Here is a 1,247-nt window from a genome sequence, read left to right as displayed (position 1 = left end):
ATGTCGAAAATTATGCTGAGTTAGTTTAATTCTTCGGCATTTGTTTAATTTCACCGTTCATTTTTTCGTGCCGTGCAATATGTTCTTCAAAAGCAGTATTTACAATATCTTTAATTAGAACTCGATTCCAATAAGCCAACAATTTCATTTTCTCTAGTAAATCCTCATTCACTATAAAAGTTGCTCTCTTTTCTTTCTCTTTCGTACCAATTTGGGAAGTCTTAGTAATTTCTTTTTTTGGTGCTTTTGGTTTTGCCTGCTCTGCAGGTCGTTCCAGTTGCTCTGGTTCTCCAAGTAAAGAATTTAAACCTCTTGAAAAATTTTTCTTTGCCATAACTTTATATCTTTATTGTTTACCTAATAACACATGTTTATTTGTATTACTGTGTTTACTTTTGTTTTATTATTTCCTTCGCCAAGTCCATATAATCCTCCGCACCATTACTTTTAGCGTTATATCTAAAGATATCCATTCCTTGTGCCGGCGCTTCCGCTAATGAGATATTATCTCTAATCTTTGTTTTAAAAACTTCGCTTTTAAAATGCGCATTGATAGTTTCTACAACATCACGATTCAATACTTTTCTACCATCGTATTGCGTGATAAAAACACCCCCAATTTTCAATCCTTTATTTAACCGGCTTTTTATTTTTTCAACTACTTCTACTAATTTGGCCAAGCCTTGCATCGCCAAAAATTGCACCTCTGGTGCTCGTTTGCAACGAGTACCTACTTACTTAAATACCGAAAACAAAGCGTTTGCAACGCGGCTCTATTAAATGAATATCCATAAAATTCAACATTTCCTTTACAACAACCTGCTTAATTTTCAAATATAATTATTTACCTACTAAATAAAAAACTAGCTGCTCGAAGTATTCAAAACAAACCTACTTAAAAACTGCGGGTTGCTTCGCAAATGTCGCCAACTTAGCGCCATTTAAAATATTTTTTCACCGCAAATTTGCAGATTACGGAATTATTTAATCTACGAATCTGCGGTTCTATTAAATTTAATAAAGCTTATTCATATTGCGGGTGCGAAGTCAGAGACATTCGCACAGCTTTTGATAAGACACTTTTCTGAGAGAGCTGGAACTATTACGAAAACACCACTTGAAAAAGTTGGTGTTTTTCGTTTTTAAAAAACTTACAATCACTCTGATTTACAAGCCTTTAAACCCAAAATTTAATTCTCTAAAAAAAAAAATTAAAAAAAATGCTTTTTTGAGGTAACAATTAATCT

The 1,247-nt window shown here is 32.8% G+C and carries 2 protein-coding genes; both read right to left on the bottom strand.

Features of this window, described 5'->3' with window-relative positions:
• Nucleotides 1–25: 25 nt before the first annotated feature.
• Nucleotides 26–334 carry a hypothetical protein gene (locus FPG59_RS16165; protein WP_086455543.1) on the bottom strand — a complete coding sequence of 103 codons (309 nt, stop codon included), beginning with the start codon at nucleotides 332–334 and terminating at the stop codon, nucleotides 26–28.
• 55 nt (nucleotides 335–389) lie between these two features.
• Nucleotides 390–689, bottom strand: coding sequence for a ParA family protein (locus FPG59_RS16160; protein WP_086455542.1), 300 nt, complete (start codon nucleotides 687–689; stop codon nucleotides 390–392).
• Nucleotides 690–1,247: the final 558 nt, after the last annotated feature.

Origin of the sequence: Flavobacterium sp. FPG59, from assembly GCF_002150205.1 — a bacterium.
Classification (GTDB): domain Bacteria; phylum Bacteroidota; class Bacteroidia; order Flavobacteriales; family Flavobacteriaceae; genus Flavobacterium.
The sequence above is the reverse complement of the archived record's forward strand: the minus strand, read 5'-3'. Positions and strand labels throughout refer to the sequence as shown.